The sequence below is a fragment of the Kiloniella litopenaei genome, assembly GCF_000982415.1.
In the GTDB taxonomy this organism is placed as follows: domain Bacteria; phylum Pseudomonadota; class Alphaproteobacteria; order Kiloniellales; family Kiloniellaceae; genus Kiloniella; species Kiloniella litopenaei.
The window spans coordinates 402,599-425,384 of sequence record NZ_LANI01000002.1 but is presented as its reverse complement, the minus strand read 5'-3'; the positions used below and the strand labels follow the sequence as shown (position 1 = coordinate 425,384).

General features: G+C 45.2%; 20 protein-coding genes. 11 read left to right on the top strand and 9 right to left on the bottom strand.

The genetic code is table 11. The features are described from left to right. Positions 1-39 precede the first annotated feature (39 nt). Entirely contained in the window at positions 40-3,177 is a 3,138-nt protein-coding gene (gene putA, locus WH95_RS03520) for a bifunctional proline dehydrogenase/L-glutamate gamma-semialdehyde dehydrogenase PutA (RefSeq protein ID WP_046502909.1), read from the top strand. 141 nt (positions 3,178-3,318) lie between these two features. Next, positions 3,319-3,813, top strand: a complete 495-nt coding sequence (locus WH95_RS03515) for a hypothetical protein (RefSeq protein ID WP_046502907.1) — start codon at positions 3,319-3,321, stop codon at positions 3,811-3,813. 28 nt (positions 3,814-3,841) lie between these two features. Here WH95_RS03515 and WH95_RS03510 read toward each other — a convergent pair whose 3' ends face one another. The 4 genes from WH95_RS03510 to WH95_RS03495 form a co-directional block, all read right to left on the bottom strand. Then, positions 3,842-5,302: an alkaline phosphatase family protein gene (locus WH95_RS03510; RefSeq protein ID WP_157845876.1), complete on the bottom strand. Its 1,461-nt coding sequence runs from the start codon at positions 5,300-5,302 to the stop codon at positions 3,842-3,844. A 2-nt stretch (positions 5,303-5,304) separates the two neighbouring features. Further along, on the bottom strand, positions 5,305-6,705 hold the full coding sequence (locus tag WH95_RS03505; protein WP_046502901.1) for a methyltransferase domain-containing protein: 1,401 nt from the start codon (positions 6,703-6,705) through the stop codon (positions 5,305-5,307). After that, the gene (locus WH95_RS03500) at positions 6,702-6,968 is read right to left on the bottom strand and encodes a hypothetical protein (RefSeq protein ID WP_046502899.1); all 267 of its coding nucleotides are present in this window, start codon (positions 6,966-6,968) and stop codon (positions 6,702-6,704) included. Before WH95_RS03500 ends, WH95_RS03505 begins: the two co-directional genes overlap by 4 nt. 183 nt (positions 6,969-7,151) lie before the next feature. Next, positions 7,152-7,763 (bottom strand): hypothetical protein, encoded by a 612-nt coding sequence (locus WH95_RS03495; RefSeq protein ID WP_046502896.1) that lies wholly within the window; start codon positions 7,761-7,763, stop codon positions 7,152-7,154. Positions 7,764-7,894: 131 nt separating this feature from the next. Between WH95_RS03495 and WH95_RS03490 the strand changes: the two genes are divergently transcribed. The 7 genes from WH95_RS03490 to WH95_RS03460 all read left to right on the top strand — a co-directional run bounded on the left by WH95_RS03490 (position 7,895) and on the right by WH95_RS03460 (position 13,982). Beyond that, positions 7,895-8,800, top strand: a complete 906-nt coding sequence (locus tag WH95_RS03490; protein WP_052741760.1) for a glycosyltransferase family 2 protein — start codon at positions 7,895-7,897, stop codon at positions 8,798-8,800. A gap of 13 nt (positions 8,801-8,813) precedes the next feature. Next, positions 8,814-9,587, top strand: a complete 774-nt coding sequence (rfbF, locus tag WH95_RS03485) for a glucose-1-phosphate cytidylyltransferase (protein WP_046502894.1) — start codon at positions 8,814-8,816, stop codon at positions 9,585-9,587. Between the two features lie 79 nt (positions 9,588-9,666). After that, entirely contained in the window at positions 9,667-10,725 is a 1,059-nt protein-coding gene (gene rfbG, locus WH95_RS03480) for a CDP-glucose 4,6-dehydratase (protein WP_046502892.1), read from the top strand. Then, positions 10,722-11,954 carry a class I SAM-dependent methyltransferase gene (locus tag WH95_RS03475; protein WP_046502889.1) on the top strand — a complete coding sequence of 411 codons (1,233 nt, stop codon included), beginning with the start codon at positions 10,722-10,724 and terminating at the stop codon, positions 11,952-11,954. The genes rfbG and WH95_RS03475 overlap by 4 nt, the downstream gene beginning before the upstream one ends. Further along, positions 11,951-12,484: a dTDP-4-dehydrorhamnose 3,5-epimerase gene (gene rfbC, locus WH95_RS03470; RefSeq protein WP_046502887.1), complete on the top strand. Its 534-nt coding sequence runs from the start codon at positions 11,951-11,953 to the stop codon at positions 12,482-12,484. Before WH95_RS03475 ends, rfbC begins: the two co-directional genes overlap by 4 nt. Next, positions 12,481-13,410, top strand: coding sequence for an NAD-dependent epimerase/dehydratase family protein (locus WH95_RS03465; protein ID WP_046502884.1), 930 nt, complete (start codon positions 12,481-12,483; stop codon positions 13,408-13,410). The genes rfbC and WH95_RS03465 overlap by 4 nt, the downstream gene beginning before the upstream one ends. After that, positions 13,401-13,982: a CatB-related O-acetyltransferase gene (locus WH95_RS03460; protein WP_052741758.1), complete on the top strand. Its 582-nt coding sequence runs from the start codon at positions 13,401-13,403 to the stop codon at positions 13,980-13,982. The genes WH95_RS03465 and WH95_RS03460 overlap by 10 nt, the downstream gene beginning before the upstream one ends. A 46-nt stretch (positions 13,983-14,028) precedes the next feature. Here WH95_RS03460 and WH95_RS03455 read toward each other — a convergent pair whose 3' ends face one another. Beyond that, positions 14,029-15,420: an aldehyde dehydrogenase family protein gene (locus WH95_RS03455; RefSeq protein WP_046502882.1), complete on the bottom strand. Its 1,392-nt coding sequence runs from the start codon at positions 15,418-15,420 to the stop codon at positions 14,029-14,031. Positions 15,421-15,861: 441 nt separating this feature from the next. On the opposite strand from WH95_RS03455, the gene WH95_RS03450 reads away from it, so the two are divergent. Further along, a complete protein-coding gene (locus tag WH95_RS03450) occupies positions 15,862-16,872 on the top strand; it encodes a hypothetical protein (protein WP_046502879.1) in 1,011 nt (336 codons plus the stop codon). 137 nt (positions 16,873-17,009) lie between these two features. On the opposite strand, the gene WH95_RS03445 is transcribed toward WH95_RS03450, so the two are convergent. From WH95_RS03445 to nth, 4 genes are all read right to left on the bottom strand, one after another. After that, on the bottom strand, positions 17,010-17,765 hold the full coding sequence (locus WH95_RS03445; protein WP_046502878.1) for an SDR family NAD(P)-dependent oxidoreductase: 756 nt from the start codon (positions 17,763-17,765) through the stop codon (positions 17,010-17,012). A 108-nt stretch (positions 17,766-17,873) separates the two neighbouring features. Then, a complete protein-coding gene (locus tag WH95_RS03440) occupies positions 17,874-18,905 on the bottom strand; it encodes a M48 family metallopeptidase (RefSeq protein WP_052741757.1) in 1,032 nt (343 codons plus the stop codon). A gap of 29 nt (positions 18,906-18,934) precedes the next feature. Next, the gene (locus WH95_RS03435) at positions 18,935-19,495 is read right to left on the bottom strand and encodes a LemA family protein (RefSeq protein ID WP_046502876.1); all 561 of its coding nucleotides are present in this window, start codon (positions 19,493-19,495) and stop codon (positions 18,935-18,937) included. Positions 19,496-19,645: 150 nt separating this feature from the next. After that, positions 19,646-20,299 carry an endonuclease III gene (gene nth / locus WH95_RS03430; RefSeq protein ID WP_046502874.1) on the bottom strand — a complete coding sequence of 218 codons (654 nt, stop codon included), beginning with the start codon at positions 20,297-20,299 and terminating at the stop codon, positions 19,646-19,648. A 146-nt stretch (positions 20,300-20,445) separates the two neighbouring features. On the opposite strand from nth, the gene WH95_RS21590 reads away from it, so the two are divergent. Further along, positions 20,446-22,734, top strand: a complete 2,289-nt coding sequence (locus WH95_RS21590) for a methyl-accepting chemotaxis protein (protein WP_052741756.1) — start codon at positions 20,446-20,448, stop codon at positions 22,732-22,734. Positions 22,735-22,786: the final 52 nt, after the last annotated feature.

Here is a 22,786-nt window from a genome sequence, read left to right as displayed (position 1 = left end):
AAATACGCGCCTTGATCGCGGTATCTGGGATTTACTGACATGATTATCGATAAAGAACTGGCACACGCCACGCCTTTAATGCAGGCCTTGCGCCTTGCCTATCGTATGGACGAAACACAAGCGGTAACTGATCTGGTTAATGCGCTTGATCTGCCAAGTGATGCGTTGGACAGGATTTCGGCGCGGGCACGCGATCTTGTAAAGGAAGTTCGGAAATCGCGTGTAGGGCAAGGTGGCATTGACGCCTTTATGCATGAATTTGAATTGTCTTCAAAAGAGGGCGTTGTTCTGATGTGCCTGGCCGAGGCATTGCTTCGGGTACCCGATAGTAAAACGATCGATAAACTGATCCGTGACAAGTTATCATCAGCTGATTGGGAAGCGCATTTAGGCCACAGTGATTCCATGTTTGTGAATGCCTCTACCTGGGCATTGATGCTGACAGGCCGCGTGGTGAAGATCAAACAGGACGAAGGCAAAGACTTCTCTGGCCTATTTCAGCGGATGGTTCAAAAAAGTGGGGAACCGGTTATTCGCAAGGCTGTGAAGCAGGCGATGAAAATTCTGGGGCGCCAGTTTGTCATGGGGCGCGGCATTAAAGAAGCACTGGACCGGGCTGTAGATGACGAGAAAAAAGGTTATCGTTACTCTTATGATATGCTGGGCGAAGGTGCTCGGACAATGCCCGATGCTGATCGCTATTTTGAAGCATATCGCACCGCGATTGCCGAAATTGGAAAAGCAGCCGCTGGTCGCGGTGTAATTGATTCACCCGGAATTTCAATCAAGCTGTCAGCGATTCATCCCCGTTACGAATTTACCCATCGCAGTCGAGTGATGAACGAAGTTGTCCCGCGTCTAAAAGAGTTGGCGCTGGATGCCAAGAAGTATGATATCGGGCTGACGGTTGATGCTGAAGAAGCTGATCGTCTTGAAATTTCGCTGGATGTTCTGGAGGTGGTTTCGGGCGATCCGGAACTTAAGGGTTGGAATGGGCTTGGCCTAGCTGTACAGGCCTATCAGAAACGGGCGCCTTTTGTCATCGATTGGCTGGCCGATATGGCCCATCGCCATGGACGCCGTTTGATGGTTCGTCTTGTCAAAGGGGCTTATTGGGATACTGAAATTAAGGTGGCCCAGGAAGAAGGACAGGAAGGCTATCCCGTTTATACCCGTAAGGTTTCTACAGATGTGTCTTATCTGGCCTGCGCACGCAAGATGCTTGCCGATCCAGAAGCTTTTTATCCACAATTTGCGTCCCACAATGCACATACAGTTGCTTCAATCATGGAAATGGCGGGACCAGAGCAGGATTTTGAATTCCAGCGTTTGCATGGTATGGGCGAAGCTCTTTATGATCAGGTCGTTGGTAAAAAGGGAAAGGGCTATCCCGTTCGGATCTATGCCCCGGTGGGCAGTCACGAAGACCTGTTGGCATACCTTGTACGACGGTTGCTGGAAAACGGAGCGAATTCATCTTTTGTAAATAGAATTCAGGATGAAAAGCTCCCTATTGATGAAATCATTGCAGATCCAATTCTCAAGGCACGCAATCTGTTCAACATTCCACATCCGCAAATTCCTTTGCCGTTGCATCTTTTTGGTACCGAGCGTTTGAATTCAAAGGGGCTTGACCTGTCTGATGCTGTTCAATTGTCTGAAATTGGTAAAGATGTTCAGAAGTTTGCCAACGAAGGATGGCATGGTGGTCCAATCATTGGCGGTGTTGAACAGATAGGAACGACGCATCCCGTGACGTCGCCAAATGATCGGCGCAACAAGGTCGGTGACATTGCCTGGGCTTCTACTGAACAAGCCGAAAATGCGTTGGCCCGTGCAGATCGGGCATGGTGGGGGTGGGATCAAACCCCGGCAACAAAGCGTGGTAATTGCCTTGATCGCATGGCAGATTTGCTCGAAGAAAATACCGCAGAATTTATCGCCTTGTGTATGCGCGAAGCAGGAAAAACCACTGCCGATGCGATCGCAGAAATCCGCGAAGCAGTTGATTTTTGCCGCTACTACGCCGTGAAATGTCGTCAAGATTTTGGCGATCCATTGGTGATGCCTGGACCAACAGGCGAACGCAATGAGCTTTCAATGCATGGGCGGGGAGTTTTTCTGTGTATTAGTCCCTGGAACTTCCCGCTGGCGATCTTTTTGGGACAGGTTTCTGCTGCCTTGGCTGCGGGGAACGCCGTTATTGCCAAGCCTGCGGAACAAACTGGACTGGTCGCGGTAAAAGCCATCAAGCTCTTTCATCAGGCGGGGGTGCCCGGCGATGTTCTTCACTTGCTACCAGGCGATGGCCCAACGGTAGCGGGGCCGTTGCTTGCGGATGATCGCATCAAGGGGGTTGCTTTTACCGGATCAACAGAGACAGCCAAGCTTATTCAGCGCGCACTTGCAGCCCGGGAAGGTGAAATTGTTCCGCTTATCGCAGAAACGGGCGGCCAGAATGCGATGATTGTTGATTCAACCGCATTGCCCGAACAGATTGTCCGGGACGTGCTGGCATCTTCTTTCCAATCTGCGGGACAGCGCTGTTCTGCTTTGCGGGTATTGTTTTTGCAAGAAGACGTTGCAGATAAAATCCTGACAATGCTTGCCGGGGCAATGGATGAGTTGACGATCGGAGATTCAACCCAACTATCAACTGATGTTGGCCCGGTGATTGACGAAGAAGCCTTGGCAATGCTGAATGCCCATATCTCTCATATGAAAACACAGGCAAAGGTTATCCGTGAATTACCCTTGCCACCGAGTGCGTCAAACGGGTCATTTGTTGCACCTGTTGCTTTCGAGATCGAGGGACTTGGTCAGCTAAAACAAGAAGTCTTTGGACCCGTCCTGCACGTTATCAGGTACAAGGCATCTGAACTTGATAGTATTATTGATCAGATAAATAACTCTGGCTTTGGCCTGACACTTGGTATTCACAGTCGTATTGACGAAACCGTTGATTATATTTCCCGTCGGGTTCGTGTTGGGAATACCTACGTGAACCGCAACCAGATCGGGGCGATTGTCGGGGTGCAGCCCTTTGGGGGTATGGGCCTTTCCGGCACAGGACCAAAAGCTGGCGGGCCAAGGTATCTGCACCGTTTTGCTACCGAGCATTCAATCTCGATTGATACCACGGCGGCAGGTGGAAATACATCTTTGATGACGCTCTGACGTTATTGTGCTGAATAAATAGAAAACCCGGTAATTTCTTTTGTCTCAAAAGTTACCGGGTTTTCTATTGCCTTACGTATCTTATGAACTATCTTGATGGTGCTTTTCCCATAGCGCAGCAAAAGAAAACGGATACGCAATTTGCTCAAAGATGATCTGACAGAATTTGTCCAAGCGGCTATTCGTGGGGACGAAGAAATCCTGTGGTTTAGTCAACCTCGCTTTTCCCATGTTTGGCAACAAGAATATAGATCTCCGATAACAAAGTTCTTTTTATACAGCTCAATTTTTGTTGCTCTGTTAAATGTCCTTACTGTTATCTTCTTTTCCTTTTCGGCGGTATTGAGCATCGTTATGGTTGGTATCTTCGGTGGCCTTATTCTCAGGCTTTACTGGATATACTATCTGGGGCAACGATTGGTGTATGTCCTGACAACCAACCGGTTGGCTTTCTTTTTAGAATCTGCAAAACCAATTGAATATAAATCATACCCGTTAAAGGTAATTGGAATGCCGGAAATTTTCAAAGGTTCTGATGGATATGATGATGTGAATTTACCCGGGATTCAGGATCGTTTGCTTGGTGTGGTTGATAGCGAAGCGGTCAAAGACTTGATTGTTCATAATCAACAATAGTTCAGTTTATGCTTAATTTTTAAACCAGCTAACACCCAGCATTTAACATGTCCGGGGTAATTTCTGTGGCCTGTGAAGGCGCTGACCACTTTAGATATTTAGCTTCATTGGATAGTGCGGGAAAGGCTTGTTCTGAAATATCTGACAATATATATCGATATAAATTAACGATATTAAATTGTTTTGATTGTGCTTTTTCAAAAGTCTCTTTGATTGTTTCAAGATTGCTGTAAACTGCTAAAAAAGTTGTCATTCTTTCAGGTATGCAGGACAGACTACTGCTTTCCTGGTGCATATGTGCGCCGGGGCCATGGTCGCCGTGTATAAGAACAATTAGGGGCTGGTCATTCGGAATGCTTTTGAGTTGTTTCAATAGGGATTGTTCAACAAATAAAGCTTTTTCACGGTATCCATTGATGTAGTTTGTTTGTTTTTCTTTTGACCCTTTGATGTAGTGAGATCCATCGCTCAGATATACTGCGGTCGTCTTGATTGGTGTGCCATCCCTTGAAATTGTAAAAGGAGGGTGCGGTGCTAGAAGATGTTGATAGTAATAGAAAGGTGGCGTCAGATTTTGAATATTTTCAGCCTTTAAAGCAGATTTGAGTTGGGCGTTGTGTCGATCTGCAATCAGGTCAGGTCTAAATCTTAATAATCTTACTTCGAGGTCTGTTAGCCATTGTTGATCCGGCTTTAGTTCGACGGCATCGTCAAAATCAACGTAGGCATATCCTGATTTGGTTTGGGTGTAATTATACCCCTGACTACGCAGTATTTGGTGTATGGGGCCATTGGTGATGGTTTTTCCTAGACGATATCGGTAATTCTGCGGATCATCAGTCTCGTCAGGTAGAGAGATATATCCGCCAGACGTTACCGATGCCATCGTGAACAATGTTTGATTGAACGGGGCTGTTACTTCTGGAAAAATCTGAAAACCCCGGCGTGTCAACTCATTGCGAAAGCTTTGGTTGTCATGACCGTAGAGATCCTTCAGAACTTTTGAGGATCCATACCCATCAAGCACGATATGTATAATGGATGGCTTTTGTTGTAGAGATACCTGTTCAAGTGAGTCCGAAGATGTTTTAACAACCCCATCGTGGGCATAAACATTCTTAAAAACAGAATAGATAAAGGTCGGGAATAGAAAAATTCCCAAAATGTTGGACAGAATAACGACCTTCTTAAAAGGTATTTGGCGATCCAGAATCCAAAAAATAAAAAGTGATATAATGAGTATTGAGGGATATATCGGACCGTTAAATAACTTTAGGCCATAGGCAGAGAGAATAACGATGATCATCGCAGGAATGTTATTCTGGTGAAAAAACTTGTTTGTAATCCAGAACAAGCCAATCACAAGACCTAAAATGATCAATGCGGCTCTATGTGCCTCTTCTATTGGATAGACACCCGAGAACCTCATATAGGGAATACAGGTAAGAAGGAGCGCGGGACCTATTGGTAGTAGCAAGATTTTTTGCACTTTTATATCCGCTTATACCAGTATAGGGTTCGGCCATCTTTTGTTATTTCTCTTGTATTTACAATGGTTGTGCAATCAGATAGCGCACTTTCAAAAGCCGACGGGGTATAGTTTGGAAAAATGTCCTCTCTCATTGAGAGCATAGTTTGGACTGTGGGGTCAGATTTATCCACAAATTCAATTATTCCATTTGGTGCAAGTGAGACAAGCCATTGAATGACCTGTTGTAATGGAATGTTTTTTCCTATGGCCAGGTGATGTTCAAAGGCTAGGGCTAAAATTGCATCCGGTTTTGCGCGTTCTACAAAGCCAACTCTTTCTGATTGTTTCCAGCCTTGATTGGGGCTGGGATTAGCGGCGTCCAGATACAGCGGTAATAAGTTCAAAGATTTGTCTGTTGCCCGTTTGAAGGCTTTGTCAATTGCTATTTTATCAAAATCAAATCCGATACTTTGGCGGGCACCAGCTTTGAGGGCAACTTCTGAAAAGGCGCCGCTGTTACAACCGATATCGTAGATAAGATCAGGGTTCGTCGATTGAATAAACTCAGTGATGAAATCCGCTTTGAGTCTATTTTCTTCGTCATTATAGGTGTTGTCTTCAGCATAGTTTCCCCATGTACTGTTATGGGTGTTTCTGGGCCGAAGGGTCGATATCCATTTTTTGAGTTGAACGAGTAAACTGTTGTAGGTTGTTTTTGCGATCCCCTTTCGCTCACTTATTTTTTTTGTGTCTGTTCGTTGTGTGTTTCTGGCCCGGGTTTGGAAGCGTGCCGGCAGGACCACATGACTAAGAACGTTAAGGGATAGCTTTTGATGGAACCCAAGTAGCTTGGAAAGATCTTCGTTGGTAATGCCTTCCTGGGTTCCGCGAAACCAGGAATTATGCGGTACATCCAATTTTGCTCTTAATAATAAGGGGTTCAGGAACTGTTCGCAAAACTGACGATGTCCTACCCAATATTCCCTGTCTGTGTAGGGCTTAAAGGAAAGATGATCTATGAAGATAGGTTTAGGGCCAATAAACTGGATGTTATAGGCGCTGGCATCTGTGAGAACAATGTCTTTATCCAAGGCTTGTATGGCGATCGAGAGATGTAATAACGCGGCTTCTTTAAGCAGATTGAATGACCATTCATAAGGATAAGATATATAGTTCAGCCGTTTATGTTCCAGGACATATTCTGCCTGAGGAAACAGCTCGATTATTTTTGGGTCTTGGACAATTTCATAAGGTACAAGATCCCCTGTTTTGACCAGATCATTTAAAAAATTTGTGGCATGTACTTTTGCGAAGGCAGGCGCCCCGTATGGAGTTACCGTGCGGAATATACGGCCATCTATCTCATGAACCTGCCCAGCTGGGTCACGAAATGATCCGTCAAGTATATCGGGATTGGTCACTTGCTATCGCTGCTGCTGTCTGTTGTCTCTTTGTGTAAGATACTGTTGAAAAAGGCTTTTACTTTTGCCCAATACAGTGCGCCAAAGGTTGCTGCTGCTGCAATTCCCCCAATAATGGATTGGATGATAATACTACCCGTCCCTGGGTCGAGATAGGCATGGGCGGGTTGTGCTGTATTCAGGAATACCAGAAAAAATCCCGATAATTTAACGGCCTTGGAATAACTCATCACGAACACACTTTCATCATCCATCCCGGTCATTTCGACCAGTTAATTTTAAGATTTTTGCAGCAAGATTATCGTCGTTTTCCAATGTTTTTCTGCGATTTCTCTGCGCAATTTCTCTATGATTTAACAGAAGATATTTAAGATAGTCTTTAAAATGTACGGTATTTTATTTAATAGGTGTGTGTGTCAAACGTCGGGGCGCAAAAATATCAAAATTTATTTACCAAGTCGTTGCCTGTTGATTTCAGCGGCAACTTTTGCGGTGTCATATATTCCTTGAAAGCCTTTCTTGACCTCGTGTACGGATTTTTTCTGTGATGAGTTACCGTCACGATCATTATTGGAAATGGTCGTGATTAATGTTTTTGTGAAATAAATATCCCCGGTTCCGTCTTTGTTTTCAGTGCTTTCTATGAATTCCAGTTTATCCAGTTCATAGCTTTCGATGGATTTGTTTTTGTAATCGTTGATTATTAATAAACGTTTGTCGGTAATGGCGTAGTAAGTCTGTTCGGCGCGTTGTCTGGCTTCGTTTGGCTTGTTCAACATTTTTCGGGCGATGAATGCAAGCGGTAATGCAAAGAGAACGAGGGCCAAGGCAGGTAAGTTGCCGCTGGAAAAACTGGTGAAAATAACACCGAGTATCCATAAGGCTATCAAGCCAATTATGACTTTTCCGGCGATTGCGGCTTTGATTTTCTTTCTGTAAAACCGTTCGCTGACGGGGCGGTCTGCCCAGATCAGTTGTTCATTTTCGATAAGTTCGGAACGTACACGTTCCAATGGATTATTATTCAATCTGATTAATTCCGCATCTGATGTTGTCACCACTTTCTTTTTCAATATTCATCTATACGTTATTCCTTGGTCTGTAGCCATATTGATCATGGAAAAATTCTTGCTATCACAAGGGAAGGTTTCTAAATTGTGCGAAATCTTTTTTGTGGAAAACCTTTGAAATGACACCCAAAGATATCTGGTCCAGAGTAACTGTTTTAACCGTTACTCATAATGGCGGTGAAGTCATCGGCAACATGCTAGAAACAGTGCCTTCGCAGGTGCCGTTAATTGTAATCGATAATGCATCAACCGATGACACACTCGATATCGTTCGGGCCGTTGCACCACAAGCCCGGTTAATTCTGAACGAAGTGGGGTTGGGGTATGGTAATGGGATGAATTGTGGTTTACGCAATGTGAATACTGAATTTGCACTGCTTGTGAACCCTGATTCTGTTTTGAGTGAAGATGCCATCATCAAATTGATACAGGCAGCGGATCAGTTTCCCGAGGCTGGATTGTTTGGACCGTCCATTCTTAATCCTGATGGTGCTGTTGAACTTTCCCATGATGTGAATTTGTTTCAACGGGGCGCATTGGGAAAAAGAATTGGGGAAATTCATCCCGAAGGACCGCTCAGTGCTGATTTTGTGACAGGTGCCGTGATGCTTTTACGCATGGACGCTGGTCGCGCAGTTGATTTTTTTGATCGCGAGATTTTCCTCTATTATGAAGATGATGATATTTGCATGCGTCTTCGTAAAGCAGGGTACGGTATTGTTCATGTTCCAGATGCCGTGATTACACATATCGGTGGGGGATCCGTGCGGCCAAACAGAGCGTATTACTGGGAAAAATTTTGGCACATTTCCTGGTCCAGATTTTATTTTGAGAAAAAACATCGTGGTATGAACGCAGCGCGTAGTCTGGCCTTGAAATACGCCTGTCGTTACGCATTCAAAGCCTTGGGGTACGCGCTTGTGCTAAAACGAAGCAAAGCATGGCGGGATACTGCCCGTTTTTGTGGCGCAATCGGGTTTTTGTTGGGAAAACGGGCATCAGTTCTTCCGGCTGTTATAGAATAAAAGGGTATTATAAATGAAAGCAGTACTTCTCGCCGGGGGACTTGGGAGCCGGATTTCAGAAGAAACCCATCTTAAGCCAAAGCCAATGGTTGAAATCGGTGGCATGCCGATCCTTTGGCATATTATGAAGATATACAGTAGCCACGGTATTAATGAGTTTATTGTCTGCCTTGGGTACAAAGGTTATGTCATCAAAGAATATTTCGCGAACTATTTCCTGCATAATGCTGATGTGACGATTGATCTGGAAAATAATCAATTGGAATATCACGCATCCAAGGCCGAACCGTGGAAAATAACCTTGGTTGATACGGGGCCTCATACCCAGACTGGTGGACGTGTCAAAAGGATTGCTCCTTATTTAAATCCAGATGAGCCGTTTTGTTTGACCTATGGTGATGGCGTTGGAAACGTTGATGTTCGTGCGTCTATTGAGGCACACAAGAAGGCAGGGCGCAAGGCAACAATGACGGTTGTGTCCCCGCCGGGCCGTTTCGGCGCTGCGGTGATTGAAGGGGACGGAATTTCAGCTTTTGCCGAAAAACCCCAAGGGGAGCGCGGGCGGATCAATGCGGGCTATTTTGTCTGTGAACCTTCAGTAATTGACTTGATAGATAATGATCAAACAGTTTGGGAGAAAGAACCCCTGACCAAGTTGGCAACCAGTGGTGAGTTAACTGCTTTTTCCCATGAAGACTTCTGGCAGCCGATGGATACCCTGCGCGAGAAAAATGAGCTCGAAGCAATGTGGGAAAGTGGCAATGCGCCTTGGAAGACATGGCAATAAAGACATAGAAGTAAAAGCACGGGGAAGCAAAAGCATGGGGATGAAACGTGGTACTCATGATAGATGACGAGACTAAATCATGAAGTTTGACCCGGGGTTTTGGTTTGGACGGCGTATCTTGCTGACTGGCCATACTGGTTTTAAAGGTGCATGGCTGAACCAATGGCTTCGTTCGATGGGGGCCGATGTCGTCGGGTTTTCCTTAGCGCCAGAAACTGAACCTAATCTTCATACACTTTTAGCACACAACGATGAAAAAAGCGTTGTTGGCGATCTGCGGCGTCTTTCCGATGTACAAAACGTTGTGGAAAAGCATCAACCACAAATTGTTCTACATTTAGCTGCTCAAGCGTTGGTCCGCCGATCTTATCGTGATCCGCTGGAAAGCTTTGAGACAAATGTTATGGGCACTGCAAACTTGCTGGACGCATTAAGGCAGTGTCAGTCTCTTGAGGCTGTATTGGTTGTAACCAGTGACAAGGCCTATGAAAATGATGAAAGGGGTGTTCCTTTTTCTGAAGGTGATGCGTTGGGGGGAAAAGATCCTTACAGTGCATCCAAGGGATGCCAGGAAATTGTAACTCATAGCTTTGCGCGAAGTTATTTTGCTGATAAGGGAATTCCTGTCGCGACGGCAAGGGCAGGAAATGTCATTGGTGGGGGAGACTGGTCCGAAGATCGTTTGATGACTGACCTTGTTAAAGCTCTTTATGAACAAAAGGATATTGTTCTTCGAAACCCCTTGGCAACGCGCCCCTGGCAACATGTTCTAGAACCTCTTGGTGGGTATTTGCTTTATGTTCAGGCATTGGCCACAGGTCAAATATCTCTTCCCGCTTTGAATTTTGGTCCGCATGGCTCTGACAATGTGCAAACCGTTACCGAAAAAATGCTAAAACTATGGGGTGGTGACAATTCCTGGGTATTAGAGGGGAAGGAGCAACCTGCCGAAGCACATGCGCTTGCTCTTGATGTTTCTGTAGCACAACAAAGCTTGAACTGGCATCCGCGTCTGGATTTGGACGAAACCCTGAACTGGATCGTTTCCTGGTATAAAGAACACGCTGCCGGGAATTGTGTGAAAAACATTACGCAGCAACAAATTGAAACTTTCCAAACTTTATTGGCAAACGAATGAGCATATTGACTTGCCGCTCTTGCGGTACGGAATTGAAACACACCCTTTTGGATTTGGGTAAAACGCCTTTGGCGAATTCCTATGTGGAAAAGGGTAAAAAAGACACGCCTGATTCTCAATACCCGCTTCATGCCCGGGTGTGCAGCGAATGTTTTCTTGTCCAGGTCGAAGATGTCGTGCCGCCCGAAGACATTTTTTCTGACTATGCTTATTTTTCTTCTTATGCATCAAGTTGGGTCGAACACGCAAAAAAATATGCAAAAGAGTCATCCGAACGCTTTGGTTTAAACAAATCCAGTTTGGTTGTGGAGGTTGCGTCCAATGATGGCTATTTGCTTCAGCACTTTGTTCAAAACGGTATTCGGGTGCTTGGAATAGAACCTGCTGCGAATGTTGCAGAAGAGGCACGAAAGAAAAACGTATCGACAGAAGTTGCCTTTTTTGGCCGGGAAACGGCTCGCAAGGTTAAAGAGCAACATGGCGCAGCGGATTTAATGGCTGCGAATAATGTGCTGGCGCATGTCCCGGACATTAATGATTTTGTTTCGGGTTTTGAAATTCTTCTTGCTGATAATGGTGTTGTGAGTTTTGAATTTCCAAGCCTGCTTAATCTAATTGAAAAAGTTCAGTTTGATACGATTTACCACGAACATTTTTCATATCTTTCGCTTATTGCTATTGAAAAGTGTTTTGAGCGAAATGGGCTCCGTGTTTTTGATGTTGAAGAACTCGAAACTCACGGTGGTTCTTATCGGGTATGGGCTTGCAGAACAGCGAGCAAGCGTGAGGAAACAGAGAACCTGCACCTCGTTCGGCAAAAAGAAAAAGCTGCTAAACTTGATCGCCTTGCTGGTTATGAAAATTTCGAACCCAGAGTTCAAAAATTGCGTGAAGAGTTACTGACCTTTCTTCACAAGGCAAAGGATGAAGGGAAACTGGTTCTCGGTTACGGAGCTGCTGCTAAGGGAAATACTTTACTGAACTATTGTGGTGTGGGTACAGATCTGGTTTCTCATGTTGCAGATCTTAATCCGCATAAACAAAATACCTTGTTACCCGGTAGTCGAATTCCGGTGGTTTCACCAACTGAAATTGCACAGCTTAAACCGGATTACATCTTGATCTTGCCATGGAATCTAAGGGATGAGATATCCTCGTCTCTATCATATGTAAGTGATTGGGGGTGCAAATTTGTTGTTCCGGTGCCAACAACAGAGGTGATTTCTTGAAGTTTGAGCAGACAGATGTTGAAGGGCTCTTTTTAACTGAGCTCACGCCTTTTGGGGACGAAAGAGGTTTTTTTGCGCGGGCCTTTTGTGATCAACTGTTTGCAGAGAACGGAATAGATTTTTCAATTCGACAAATCAATTTATCTGGAAATACCTCTCAAGGTACTTTGAGAGGACTTCATTATCAAGCAACTCCCAAACCAGACCCAAAGGTGGTGCGCTGTATCCGAGGGGCAGTCTGGGATGTCGTGGTTGATTTACGCAAAGAATCACCGACGTATCTAAAGTGGTACGGAGCAGAGCTGACGGCTGAAAATCGTCAGGCCCTGGTGATTCCCGGGGGCTGTGCTCATGGATTTTTAACCTTGCGGGATGATAGTGAGCTTCTTTATTTAATGGGCGAAGAGTTTGTGTCAGATCTGGCGAGAGGTCAGCGTTGGAATGACCCCGCGTTTGCAATTCAATGGCCTTTTGAGCCAAAGATTATTGCCGAACGTGATGCTAATTATCCTGATTACATTCAGCCATGAGTCGTATTCTTGTGACAGGCGGGATGGGGTTTATTGGCCAACATGCGGTAAAAGCATTGGAAGCTGCAGGGCATGAACTTATTCTTGTTACGCGAAAAAAAAATGATGCCAAAATGCCCGATGTCTTATGCGGAGATCTCCTTCAAAAGGGTGAACCAGAAAGAATAGTTAAGGAAGCTCAAGCAGAGTATTTGCTCCATCTGGCTTGGGAGACAGAGCATGGCCATTTCTGGAATGCTGAAAGTAACCATCTTTGGAAAAAACAAAGCATAAATCTTGTGACCTCTTTTTGGGAGCAAGGGGGACACCGAGCTGTTTGTGCGGGCAGTTGTGCCGAATATGACTGGTCCGAAGAAGTTTCAAAAAGTCCGTTGAATGAATATGGAAGCCCTTTGCGTCCCGAGACCGTTTATGGGAAATGTAAGGTGGATTGCTATCGTGTGCTTGAGCGCTTAAGTAATGATGAACATAGCTTTGCTTGGGGACGGGTATTCTTGCTGTATGGTCGGGGGGAAGCCCACACGCGATTTGTTCCTTCTATTATTACGTCATTGCTCCGTGATCTTGACGCTAAGATGTCTTCAGGTTCTCAAGTGAGAGATTTTCTGGATAGTCGGGATGTGGGACGAGCTTTCGCTGCTTTAATGATGTCCGATGTTCAAGGCGCTGTTAATATTTCCAGCGGAGAAGGCGTCCAGTTAGTTGATGTTGCAAAAACCATCTGTGAACTTCTGGGTAAACCAAACCTGTTACAGGTGGGAGCTTTTCCCGATAGAGCGGGCGAGCCGTTGAAATTGCTTGGTGCAAATCAACGCTTACGAGATGAGGTTGGTTACGTACCAGAATATTCTCTTGAAGAGGGATTAGAAGATGCCATTCAGTATTGGAGATATAAAATGGTTACAGGAGAAATGTTTTGCGGGTAATTAAGAATAAAATTCGCAAGCTTCTTGGCCTGAAAAAACGTAAAGACCGTTTGCCGAACAGTGTATCTGTGGGGCGTCACACCTATGGTATTAATAAAAACATGATTGCTGGGGCATCCGATGATACTCCTGTTGTTGTTGGTGATTTTTGTTCTATTGGTCCAGATGTCTCTTTTTTAGTAAAAGTTGATCATCCAACAAACCTTGTATCTACCTATCCTTTTAAAACAAAGATCTTTGAGCCGGGGAAGGAAAATTTAGATGCTGTTACAAAAGGAGGGATCATCATTGGGAATGATGTATGGATCGGTGCACGGGCTTTGATTCTATCTGGTGTAACAATTGGAGATGGGGCAATTGTTGGTGCAGGAGCGGTCGTATCAAAGGACGTACCAGCTTATGCGATTGTTGTCGGAAACCCTAGCAAGGTAATAAAATATCGTTTCAGTGAAGAACAAATCAAAGAGCTTCTCGATATTAAATGGTGGAGTTGGTCAGATGAAAAGATACGTGTTCAAGAAGATCTTTTTTATGGCCCTGTTGAAAAATTTTTAAAACATCATAGAGTTTAATCGGAAAAGGCCCGAACTCTGTGTTCGGGCCTCTGTGTAATTAACCTTAAATCTTTGTTCGCAGATGGAAAGATTTAGGGCGGGTCAGGTGCTCGTAAGCAACTTTGGATAGGCTACAACCGCGACCGGAATTTTTCACGCCAGTCCAGGCCAGTGCCGGATCGAGGTAATCACAACGGTTCATGAACCATGTGCCTGTGTTGATATCGTCGCCAATTGCCAATGCAGCATCTGCATCTTCTGTCCAGATGGAGGCGGTCAATCCAAACTCGCTGTCGTTCATAAGCTTGATGGCTTCTTCATCGGATGAAACTTTCATCACGCCAACAACCGGGCCAAAGCTCTCTTCATTCATCACACGCATGGAATGATCAACACCAACAACAAGTTGTGGTGCAAGATATGGAGTGCCTTCTTTGTCAGCAGCAAAGAAACCGGGATCAATTAGGGCTTCCGCACCTGCTTTAACAGCTTCGGCAACCTGACCGCGGACAAATTCTGCCGCGCTGGTTTTTACGACGGGACCCAGATTGGTGTTTGTATCTGTCGGGTTGCCAAGTTTGTACTGTTTTAATAGATCAACGGCACCGGATACAAAGTCATCATATACACTTTCGTGCACATAGATACGCTCGATACCGCAACAGGATTGACCAGAATTGAACATAGCACCATCAACAAGGCTTTCGACGGCATACGCAACATTGGCATCTGCACGCACATAACCGGGATCTTTACCACCCAACTCAAGGCCAGTAGCAATGAAACGCCCGGAAGCTGCTTTTTGAATGGCATGACCGGCTGGAACAGAGCCGGTGAAGTTAACAAAATCAACCCCTTCGGATCCAATTAGTTTTGCAGCGCTGTCGTGGCCCATGTGCAGGTGCTGGAACACACCGTCTGGCAGACCTGCAGCTTTGAAAGCCTCGCTGAAACGTTCTGCGCAAAGTGGTGTTTGAGCAGCATGTTTCAGTAGAACTGTATTGCCAGCCAAAAGAGCAGGAACAATACAGTTAACAGCTGTCATCAAAGGGAAGTTCCATGGCGCGACAACAAAAACAACGCCGAGAGCTTCTTTGCGGATAAAGCGGGTAAAGCCTTCTTTATCACCAACGTTCTGGTCGGCAAGTGATTCCGGGGCAATGTCGATCATGTAACGCGCACGTTCTTCAAAGCCACCGATTTCGCCAGGGGATTGAGAGATCGGGCGACCGATTTGCCATGTGATTTCTTCGGCAATGGCATCTTTGTTCGCCACAAAGTAATCAACTGCCTTGCTTAACAGGGCTTGTTTTTCGCTGATCGGTACTTTGCGCCAGCTTTTTTGGGCAGCGACAGCTTTGTCCAGTGCTTTCTGGATATCACCATCACTTGATAGCGGGCGCTCAACGTAAACGGATCCGTCTACAGGTGAGATACATTTTAACAATTGGCTCATGGAAGGGGCTCTCCTTGGTGTTGTGGAGTATATTTTGTGAGACCTTCTTAAAGGGAAGTAGAGCCTGCGACAAGATGTGCCAGCGGAAGCCCAGATATGCATTTTGCGCATGGCTGCACGCAAAAAATGCATGGCTGCCTGTTGCTGGATCGTTAATTGAACGTTTTTATAATACTTTAGTTTGCAGGACAGGATGTGTTTGACATGCCGCGGTGTCATTTTAGGACAACAAAAATGAACATCAAGTGCGAACAAAAAAGGTGAAAATAAGTCTATTCCTAAGTTTGAAGAGTAATATATCAGTCGAACGATAAGGAAATTAAGAAATCGTTAATAATAAAGTTTTATGCTGGAATGGATAAATCATATTGTCGGAGCATGTAGCTCGATCCTCATACTTGACCAACTGGCTCAGGATTGGGGCGACCTCAGGAGGAGAAAATGGCTCTTTCCGCACTAGGCTTATTACAACAAGGTCTTGATACTCTTCGTGGTCTTCGAGGACAGGATCTGGCTGATCAAAATAGAGCTGCCAAAGGCACAGACCTTGAAAATACGGCAGGGCAGTCACCCCGATCTGTGATCAATGACGAGATTGATGTCCCCAAGGGGCTGTTGCAAGACAGTGATCAGGGGGATGATTCTCAATCAGGTGCCTTAACGCCTTCCGAAGCTGTCCAGCGCACTTTAGGGGCTGCACTTGATTCTATCGTGGGAACGCTTGCCGAAGTATTTGAACGTTTGGGCAATACAAAAGAAGCGGCTTTGGAGTTTGCGCAAAATTTAGTGAATTCGATCAAAGAGTCCGCTAAAAATTCCGATGAATTTAATTTTTCTTTTGAACAATCCGTTGCGACGAGCTCAAGAACGGCTATTTCCTATGCCGGAGCTGATGGGACTGCGTCAGGTACAAGAGAACAGAGCTATCTAGCTGTTCAGTCGTTGGATATTTATGTGAACAACACCACGGGTGAATTGTCATTCAACTTTGCGTCTGTTCAGGCAGAAGTTACGCGTACCACAGCTGTGGCACAGTCGGGTTCTGCTGCGGGGGCAAATGCGCTTTTGGGAAAAGTGATGAATGGTCTGGAAGGTGGTAACCTTCTTGAGGCTGGGGATAACTTGCTTCTTGATAATCAAGGGCAGGGGTTGGGTGAATTGATCAGTAAACTGGTTGCGCCGCCGCCAAAAGACAAAGACAAAGAAAACGAGAATGTTCTGGAGCCGCTATTTAGAGATGGGCCTCTGCTAACGATCCGTGATCGGGAAGAGGTGCCAGAATCAGAAGGCAGGGGCGAGTCTGTTACGCGTCTGAAAGCAGATTTGCTGGTGCCGATTGGGCAGCTTTTTAGTGGATCTCGTGGTTCTGAATTCGAAGGAAAAGATGGTGTCCGACAGCTTCTTGCCGAAGCCTTTGGCGGTGATAGAAACAGAACAGATATTAATGCCTGAATAAACGGGTTTCGGGAGAAATCCCGGGAAGCAGTGTGCATGTGTTTTGCACCTATGGGCAAATCAAGGGACTGGTTTCAGTCCCTTGATTATTTTTGGTAATTATTTTCGGTGATTATTTTTTTGGGGCCACGAGATTAAGGTCTGGCCAACAAGCCGCCGTCTACAACCAGTTCTGTGCCTGTGATATAACTGGCCTTATCGGATAAAAGAAAAAGTGTTGCGTTGCTTATGTCTTGTGTTGTTCCTGCGCGTGCAAGTGGAATCACGTTTTCGGTCATACGCTGGATCTCCGGGTTTTCTATCCATCTTTCCTGCATTGGGGATAGGGTGGGGCCAGGTAAAATTGAATTTGACCTGATTCCGTCTTTTGCCCCTTCTAATGCAACCGTTTTGGAAAGTGAGATAATCCCGGCTTTTGATGCCTGATATGCTACTTGCGGCTTATCATCGCCTCGCATTGCCTGAATAGAGGCTATATGAACCATGGATCCGGTCCCTGTTTTGCGCATATAGGGAAATACATGGCGACAGGTAATGATCATGGATTTGAGGTTAATTTCCATGATGCGATCCCATGCATCGAGATCGGTCTCTTCGGTCGAACGATCTTTGTCAAACCATAAAACCCCGGCAGCATTTACAAGGTAATCAATCCGCCCAGTTCTCTGAAAGGCTCTATCCATGGCGTCTTTCACAAACTCGGAATGTGTAACATCACCTTGTTCAAAACAGATCAAGTTTTTATGACTGTGCGCTTCAAGATTGATTGTGGCGGGGTTGATATCCATCAGAACAACATTCGCACCTTGATCAGCGAGGTCAAGACCAATGTTAAGTCCCATACCACCTGCGGCACCAGTAATAATTGCTGTTTTTCCTGAAAAGCTCATCGGGATCTCATTTCATCGTGGTTGTACAAATACTTTTATCTCGGTGCTGACAGATGACACCCTTTTCCCGAAAGTTAACCCAGAATCTTGTGTTTGTATTGGGGTAAACTATTTAAGGTTCATCAATCGTTCAATACGCAGTGATGTTGCTGGATGGGTTGATGTTAAATCGCTGGCGAGTTCACTGAAAGTCCGGTTTGGGTTGATAATAAAGAGATGTTCTGTTGCGGCATTTTTTTCTTTTAAATGCGCGTGACCCTCAATTTTACTGAGTGCTGACGCCAATCCTTTGGGATTACGGGTTAATTGTGCCGCTGTTGCATCTGCAAGGTATTCACGTTCCCGAGAAATAGCCATCCGAACGAGATAGGCAACCAACGGTGCCAGGATGGCAGCAAGAAGCCATACAACGCCGACAATGATCAGAATGGCTCCATGGCCACCTTTGCTGTCTTTCTTGGATTTTGAGGAGCCGGAATAAAAGAAAATCCGGCTAAAGCGCATCATGATTTCTGAGAAAACTGCGATAAGTCCGGCACCAACCGCAACGAGAACGGCATATTGTACATCTCGGTTTAGTATGTGTGCCATTTCATGCGCGACGACCCCCTGCAGTTCATCCCGTGACATGACGTCATAAAGGCCGGTTGTTACAGTTACTGATGCCTTGTCAGGGCGTAGACCCGTTGCAAAGGCATTTATGCCAGTGTCCTCTATAATATAGACGGCGGGTTTTGGCAGGCCAGAGGCAATCGCCATTTCTTCGACCACGTTATGTAAGTCTTCATAGGTTGTGTTATCAGCTTCAATTGCCCCGTTCATGCGTAACAGGGTTTTATCTGCGGCATAGTAGGTCCAGATTAACGCCAGAATTGAAAAGATAATCATGCCCACGGAGGCCATGATCCCCCATTCACTTAAGGCTGTTATTTTTAAAAGGTAAATAATATCAGCGTCGTAAGGTGCTGTGATCAACGCGGGGTGGGTGCCAGTTAAAATTTCGGCGGCCCAGCCAGAAATATAACCTAGTAAAGTGGCGGTTATTATCATGATCAGGCACAGAATAAACGAATTGCGTTTGTTCCGTGCCTGTGCCGACTTGAAATCTGTTGAAATCAGGGCAAGAGTATCTTGGGACATCTATAAAGCCAATGAGAAGAGTGGGTATCTTAGAAAGATACTTTGGGCGGTTCCTGAGCAGCAGTTCTGGTTGCCTCGTCAAGCTCCCAAAGGTTTTCAAGGTTAAATTTGAAAAGAGATGCAAAGATGTTTGAGGGAAATTGCTGAATTCTATTATTTTGGGCTGTGGTAATGTCGTTGTAGTGCTGACGGGCAAAAGCAACCTTGTTCTCAGTCGCAGTCAGTTCTTCTGTTAAATCACTCACGCTTTGTTGTGATTTGATGTCCGGATAATTTTCCATCACTGCAAGCAAATTGGCTGTGGCATTTGAGAGCAGGTTATTGCTTTCGATGGCTTCACTTTTTGAATCAGCATTATAGGCACGGGTTCTTGCTTCGGTAACCTGGGCTAGCACTTCCTTTTCGTGCGCCATAAAGCCTTTTACTGTTTCGATAAGGTTAGGGATAAGGTCCAAACGGCGTTTAAGCTGTACATCAATCTGTTTCCAGGCATTTTCTACTGAATTACGCCCTGCGACCAGCGCGTTGTAAACAGTAATGGCATAAAGGCCAGCGATAACAATAATACCCAGAACAATATATTCAGTCATGATTTCCCCCTAGGACGAAACGCTTTTAGATATATAAGAGCGATAAAATACAGTCTTAATTTGAGGATTTCTTCTTAAAAATCAAGTTATAAGTGTTTCATGTCCCAATAGGGTATGACTGAAATATCGATTAGGACAGGGTAGCAGTCTTTAGGATTTTTTGGTTTTTACCGGTTTGGTTCTGTTGGGGTAACAGGTCGTACAAATTTCGCATTTGGTTCCATCACACCCCCGGGCCGAACAGTATTCCCTGCCATAATAAATGATTTCCAGGTGAAGATCATTCCAACGGTCTCGGGGAAACAATCGTTTGAGGTCCTTTTCGGTCTGATCTACGTTTTTCCCATTTGTTAAACCCCATCGCTGGGCAAGACGATGTATATGGGTATCAACGGGAAATGACGGAACACCAAATGCTTGGGACATCACAACACCCGCAGTTTTGTGACCTACACCGGGCAATTCTTCTAATGCTTCCATCGATTGTGGAACCACACCGTTATACTTGTCGATCAATATTCTGGATAATTCTGAAATTGCTTTTGATTTACGCGGTGACAGTCCACAGGGACGAATTATCTCTCTGATCTCGTCCACCGGCACTTTGACCATATCAAAGGGATTATCTGCTCGCTTAAAAAGAGCTGGCGTGATTTTATTAACGCGTTCATCGGTACATTGCGCAGAAAGTAGCACCGCAACCAACAAGGTATAGGGATCTGTGTGATCGAGTGGAATCGGCAGGGTTGGATAAATCTCTTTTAGCCGTCTGTTTATGTACGTAACGCGATCTTTTTTTAACATTTTATCACTTATCTCACAGATTCAGTAATTATTAGCTTTTGGTATACTTTATGTTAACGCTCACCACGAATAATCGTCCTAACTGCTACAAAAGCAATAGTATAATTCTCTCGTAAAGAGACTTGTTAATAAGGTCGGGTCAAGTCGTGTCAGAAGATCAAAACAAAAATACAGATGAAAACCAAGATGAAGCCACTATGGATGAGCCGAATTCAGATGCGTCTCACGTGCAAGACGGAGGGGACGGACAGCTTGAAGGAGTAGGGGCTTCGGGTGATCAGGCCCAACAGGAAGCTGAACTTGTGGCCGAACCAGAATTTGGTGTGGATGAAGAAGAAGCTCCCCGAACAACATTCCTTGGAAACTTCTCTTTAACAACCAGAATATCGGCTTTGATGCTATTGGGTATCATTGCTTTGGGTGTCATCTGTACGATATATTTTGTGGGTGATGTTCTTCTGTCGAAAAGTCGTGAACAGCTGGCCCAAAACCAGGTTAAGTTAGCGCAAAGCCAGGAATTATTGGCTAAGGACCAGGTCCTGTTGGAAGAGGCTCAGCTTATTCAAAAGCTTGTTGATGAGATCGAAGTCGTTATCAATCGTCTGGCGTTGAACGAAAAAGATTTCCTTTTGAAAAGCGATCTTAAGTTTGAAGATCTCTTCTTTAGGGAAATGGACATTGTTAACGTCAAAATAAAAGAACTGAAAGAACACGCGACCAATGATGACATCAAGGTTGCAGCTCAGGACTTGGAAAAAAAATTAAGAGCCTATGAAGATGGATTTGGTGTTGTTGTTCAAGACAAATCTACCTTGGGTATGACCAAGAATGCTGGCCTGAAAGGGAAACTAAATAATTCGGCCTTTGCGATCGAAGATAGTTTGAAAGCTCCGTATCTTATCAAGCTTGCTGGCGAGATGACCGCAATAAGAACAGTTGAAAAAACATTTATTATTACGCACGAACAGGACGATATGAAAGCCGTCCTTAAACAAGGTAAAAAATTCCTGCGTAATGTTAAATACGCGTTGCTTTCGAAAAAAGAGAAGAAAAAAATTCAGGACCTGGTTGCTACTTACCTGAAAGATTTTGAAAATTTTGCAAAAACGACGCTCAATTTTGATAGCGGAACAGACCAGTTGGTTGAAGCTTTTGGTAAATTGGAAGGCCCAATTGGTCAAATGGCGAACTTGAGTAAAGTAGAGCTAATGGCTATTTCCGAACGTGTTGCCAAGGTGTCTGCTGATGTCGAAGCCGTTTCTGCCAATGTGGAGAAGGTTTCAAAAGAAGCCGATGAAAATGCGTCTTCTATTCGTAGTTTGATCATAGGGGCCGCCGTTGTGATTTTCATTCTGATGGTGGCTATTGGGGTCGTCGTTTTACGAAGCCTGACTGGCCCTATTCGTCAAATTACCAATGTGACGACGCGTCTGTCCGAAGGGGATAAGGACGTTGATATTCCTGCTGTGGATAATCGTGACGAAGTTGGCGAGATGGCACGGTCGCTTTTGGTCTTTAAAGAAAATTTGATCGAAAACGAGCGTAACGAAGCCGAACGTCGGCAACAGCGTCAAGAGCGTGAAGCACGTGCCAGACGTATGGAAGAGCTGGCAGCACGCTTTGATGGTGAGGTCAGAGAAGTTCTTTCCGGATTACAAAGTTCTACGGGACGTATGGGGGATACTGCCTCGACCATGTCAACGATTGCCGATGAAACAAAAGCACAGTCCTCTGCCGTTGCCTCGGCATCTGATTTGGCATCAACCAATGTTCAAACTGTTGCCTCTGCGGCGGAAGAACTTTCTGCGTCTATTAATGAAATTAGTCGACAGGTCATGGAATCTGCTGATGTGACCAGTCGTGCGGTCAGCGAAGCAACCAAAACAAGCCAAACCGTTCAGGAACTATCTGATGCTGCGCAAAAAATTGGTGAGGTTGTACACCTGATCAATGATATTGCGGAACAGACCAATCTGTTGGCGTTGAATGCAACCATTGAGGCTGCACGCGCTGGAGAAGCTGGTAAAGGTTTTGCTGTCGTTGCTTCCGAGGTGAAGTCACTGGCGAACCAAACTGCTAAGGCGACAGAAGATATTTCCGAGCAAATTGCGACGATGCAGCGTCAGACAGGTTCAGCTGTTAGTGATATCGAAGGTATCAGCAAAATTATTAACCAGGTTAATGAGATTGCTTCTGGTATTTCGGCTGCGGTCGAAGAACAAGGGGCGGCTACACAGGAAATTGCCCGTAATACCCAAGAGGCTGCGCGCGGTACACAAGAGGTTTCCGCGAATATTTCAGGTGTTAGCCAGGCCGCAGACAAATCAGGGCAAGCTTCTGATCAGGTAATGACAGCGGTCGACGAGTTAAAAACCCAAGGGGATCGTTTGAATTCTCAGGTGCAGAACTTCCTTAGGGAAATTCAAAGTGCTTAGGGTTTAATATCATATCCTACTGATACAATGTTGTATTGATGGTAAAATGCTG